At 38.7% G+C, this 4,693-nt stretch carries 2 protein-coding genes; both read left to right on the plus strand.

Annotated elements, in window-relative coordinates:
* The first annotated feature begins 514 nt into the window (after nt 1-514).
* Nucleotides 515-1,672 (plus strand): cation:proton antiporter, encoded by a 1,158-nt coding sequence (locus FC65_RS08845; RefSeq protein ID WP_056972396.1) that lies wholly within the window; start codon nt 515-517, stop codon nt 1,670-1,672.
* A gap of 201 nt (nt 1,673-1,873) precedes the next feature.
* The gene (locus FC65_RS08850) at nt 1,874-4,630 is read left to right on the plus strand and encodes a cation-translocating P-type ATPase (RefSeq protein ID WP_056972397.1); all 2,757 of its coding nucleotides are present in this window, start codon (nt 1,874-1,876) and stop codon (nt 4,628-4,630) included.
* The last annotated feature ends 63 nt before the right edge of the window (nt 4,631-4,693 follow it).

Genomic DNA, 4,693 nt, shown 5'->3' on the forward strand with positions numbered 1-4,693 from the left:
TTTCTTTGGAAATAAAAAATGTCGATTCAATCTATCAAAGAGTTAAAGAACATAATATTACCTTATACCGTGACATGAAGATTAGTCACTACACTGGAGCCAATGAAATAATCAAGCAAAAAGAATTTCTGTTGCAAGATCCCAATGGATATTTGTTAAGACTTACAAACTAAAACCAAAAGCTATTTGCTATTTGCGTCGTACTAGGTTTTTCTTGCATATCTCAATACTCCATGCTACTCTTAAATAAATAATTATTTCTATGTTTATGCGTAGCTGTTAGAATAATTTTCTAACAGCTATTTCTATGAGCAAAAAACAACTTTAACTAAAAAGTCTGCTTCTTCATGTCACAGATAATTTTTGCTTATACTAAACTCTGCTCTATACGAGGTTTGTTTTATTGCTAAATTTAAATAGTTTTGGTTGAAGTTTCGACTTTCAAGAATTTTCCTTGGTTTGGGTTGCCAAGGATTTTTGGAAGTCTTTTTTTTAATTAGAAGGAGATTTTGTAATGGAATTTATTGGTTCGTTATGTTTAATTTTAATTTCAACTGCCATTGGCGGTCATTTTAGTGCCCGGCTCAATTTACCAGCCGTGATTGGTGAATTATTGGTCGGCATTTTATTAGGGCCTGCGCTACTTAATTGGCTCCAGCCAAACGACTTTATCCACTTCTTTTCTGAGATCGGGGTCGTTATTTTAATGTTTATTGCTGGTCTCGAAAGCGACCTTTCGCTACTCCGTCGTTTTATTCGGCCAAGTACTTATGTTGCTGTTGTGGGTATGCTTTTTCCTATTCTTATCGCTTACTTAACAGGCTTATATTTCCACTTTTCACAGTTGGAAAGTATCTTTCTGGGAGTGACTTTTGCAGCCACCTCCGTTTCAATTTCAGTCGTTGTCCTCCAAGAAATGAAACAACTCGATAGTTACGAAGGAACTACTATTCTAGGAGCCGCTGTTGTAGATGATGTTTTAGCCGTAATTGTTTTAAGTATCCTCATCAGTTTTTCTGGTGGTCAAGTTAATAGTAGCGGTAACAAGCAAAATCTTGTTCTTTCACTTTTGCTTCAAATTGGTTACTTTGTTTTACTTTTTGTCTTAGGTCGCTGGGTTATTCCTTATGTGATGCATTTTAGCTCCAAACTGTTAGTTCCCGCTTCTGAAACACTAATTTCATTAGTTCTTTGTCTGGGATTAGCTGATTTAGCTGATATCACAGGCTTAAGTACTGTAATCGGAGCCTTTTTTGCTGGATTAGCTATCGGTCAAACCGATTATAAAGTTCTAATTGATCGTAATATCGAACCAATCGGTTATGCAGTATTTATTCCAGTCTTTTTTGTTAGCATTGGACTTAATATGACCTTTACGGGGATTATTAATGATTTTTGGCTCTTTTTTGTTCTCTCGATCGGTGGGATTCTTTCAAAATTATTGGGCGCTGGTCTTGGTGCCAAACTAGCACATTTTTCCTGGCCAAGTTCTTTCATGATCGGTGCTGGCATGGTTTCACGAGGAGAAATGGCTTTGATCATTGCTCAATTGGGGATTCAAAGTCACTTACTATCTACTGACCGGTATTCTGCTGTGATCGGGGCTATTATTATAACCACATTGATTGCACCATTTTTACTAAGAGGAACTATTTCCAAAATAAACCACTAACATAATTCACTTAACTAGTTTTGCTAGGTTAAAAATTTGCAAAAAACACTAAATTTTAGTAGTCTGTGGTAAGTACTCTTTTTCAACACAAAAATATAGCATAGGTTGAAGCGCAAGCTTTCAAGATTTTTCTTCCAAGGGTGAGGGAGATCTTGTTAGCTTGCGTTTTTTGTCTTTTATCGTTAAGGAGAGGTGACGTAAATGGAAGTCTACCAACAAGAAAAAACATCCCTTCTCAAACAACTTCACGTTAATCCAAAAAAAGGGTTATCTGCAACACAAGTAACTGATCACCGAGAAAAATGGGGCGAAAACAAACTACCTGAAAAGAAAGAAGCTCCTTATTGGAAAGTTTTCTTGAAAAATTTTAAAGAGCCGATTGTAATCGTGCTTATGGGTGCAATTGTCCTTTCACTACTAAGCGCTTTTTATGACATTCAAGTTCAAGGTCATGTTAAAAGTGGCCGTGAATCGTTATATGAAGCAGCAGCTATTTTTATTTTGATCGTCATAAATGCCTTTTTAGGCTTTTGGCAAGAAATCAGTGCTCGTAAGAGCCTAAACGCCTTACAAGAAATGAATGATCGGCATACAACTGTTTTACGTGACAGCAAATGGCAGAGTATCCCTACAACTGAAATGGTTGTGGGCGATATTGTTAATAATCAAGTGGGTGATTTTGTCGAAGCTGATATTCGTTGGCTAGATGTTAACGAATTACAAGTGATTGAGGCCCATTTAACTGGAGAAGCTGATGCAATCGAAAAAAATACTGCGCCAATTCCCACAGAAGTTGAGGTCGGCGATCAAACAAACATGGGCTTTTCTGGCTCCACTGTCTCCAACGGACAAGGTCTCGGCGTAGTTGTTGCAGTGGGCAGCCAAACCCAGCTAGGCGATATTGCGCAAATGATCCAAGCCGTGGAAACCAAACCGTCCCCCTTACAAAACACCGTCAAGAGCCTAACTAAAACACTAATGTTAGTTTCAGCAGCTTTGGTTATTTTTACTTTTGTTGCTGGCATCATTAAGGCTGGGGAATTTACTTTTGCCTCATTTGCTGCGATTCTATCTACTTCCATTGCTTTAGCTGTCGCCTCCATTCCTGATGCCCTACCTGCTGTTTTATCCATTGTTCTAACTATTGGAGCTCGAAAAATGGCCCAAAATCAAGGCTTGATCAAATCTTTGAATAGTGTCGAAACACTTGGTGCTACTTCCTATATTTGTTCCGATAAAACCGGAACCCTAACTAAAAATGAAATGACTGTTGTTAAATATTATGCCAATGGTTTTGCTTATGCAGTCAGTGGTTTAGGCTATAATCCAAGCGGGCAAATTTCGAGTGAGGACGCTCCTTCTATTAGTAATTCACAAGATTTTTTAACCGGTGCTGTTCTGTGTAATGAATCTTCGCTTCAAAAAAATGACCATGGTGACTATGAGCCGCTAGGCACCCCGACTGAAGTTGCTTTAACTGTCTTAGGGCGTAAGGCAGGTTTAGTACGAGAAAAATTACTACAAGAAAGTAAAATAGTCCGGACCTTACCTTTTAGCAGTAGTCGTAAAATGATGAGTGTGATTGTTAAACACAATGATAAATATACTTTGTTTACTAAAGGTGCACCTGATGTGTTAATCAAACACAGCACGGGGATCCTGGTTGCTGACCAAGTCGAACAGTCAGAGCAAGCACGAACTACTTTTTTAACCACCGTTGACCACTATGCTGACGATGCTTTAAGAACTTTAGCCGTAGGGCAAAGGACTCTTAGTAAAGAAGAGGCTTTGCATGGCACAACTGAATCCTTAGAACAGTCCTTGGTGTTAACCGGAGTCGCTGGAATTATTGACCCGCCACGGGAAGAAGTTAAAACTTCTGTTAAAACCTTGCACAATGCCAATATTGAAGTCGTCATGATCACAGGAGACCATGAAAAAACTGCCCGGGCAATTGCTTTAGATCTGGGGATCATTGCAGACAAAACTGCCCCGGTCCTTAAAGGGATCGATATTGAAAAAATGAACGACGACGAACTTTTTGACAAGGTTAAAGTTACTGACGTTTATGCACGAGTCTCACCTGAGCATAAGCAACGTATCATTAAGCAATTACAACGATACCAACAGATCACCGCCATGACTGGTGACGGGATCAACGATGCGCCAGCTTTACGTGTGGCCGATATTGGTGTTGCTATGGGAATTACTGGTACAGAGGTTACTAAAGATTCGGCCGATTTAATTTTACTAGATGACAAATTCACTACCATTGAAAGAGCGGTCAAAGGTGGTCGCACAATTTATGGTAATATTAAAAACTTTATGCGGCATGAGTTAACTACCAACGTTGCGGAAGTTTTAGCTATTCTGCTCGGTTTATTATTTTTCAATCAAACTGTTGGTCATGTGCCAGGCACAACACCAACTTTGACTGCTCTCATGGTTTTATGGGTCAATATGGTCAGTGACGCTATACCGTCATTTTCTTTAGCATATGATGTCCCTGAAGATAATATCATGACACAAAAACCACGAGATCCTGCCGAATCAGTCTTAGCCAACCATGTTTGGTCACGAGTTTTAATCCGTGGTTTCTTTATGGGGCTATTAGTATTCTTAGCCTTTTTATGGGCTGCACACCAAGAAATGACCAGTCAACAAGCACAAACTGTGGCTTTTCTAACTATAGTTTATGGTCAACTGTGGCACGTTTTTGACGCGCGTAGTAGCAGAACTTTATTTGAAAGAAATCCTTTTGAAAATAAGTATTTAGTTGTTGCTGTGTTATTTGCCGGGATCAGCTCATTTCTAGTTACTATTATTCCCTTTTTCCAGCTTGTTATGGGGACAGCTTCTTTATCGTGGCCCGTTTATTTATTCGTCTTATTAGTCCCAGCAATCCCAACGTTAGTTTTATCCGGCTTAAAAGAGTTCTTTAAAATTAAAATTTGGTAGTTTCTCGTAAAAACAGTCTACGTGTTTTTAATAACTCTAGATAAGTCCCTCTTATGTTAAGTA

The sequence above is a fragment of the Ligilactobacillus acidipiscis DSM 15836 genome (genome assembly GCF_001435755.1).
Taxonomy (GTDB): domain Bacteria; phylum Bacillota; class Bacilli; order Lactobacillales; family Lactobacillaceae; genus Ligilactobacillus; species Ligilactobacillus acidipiscis.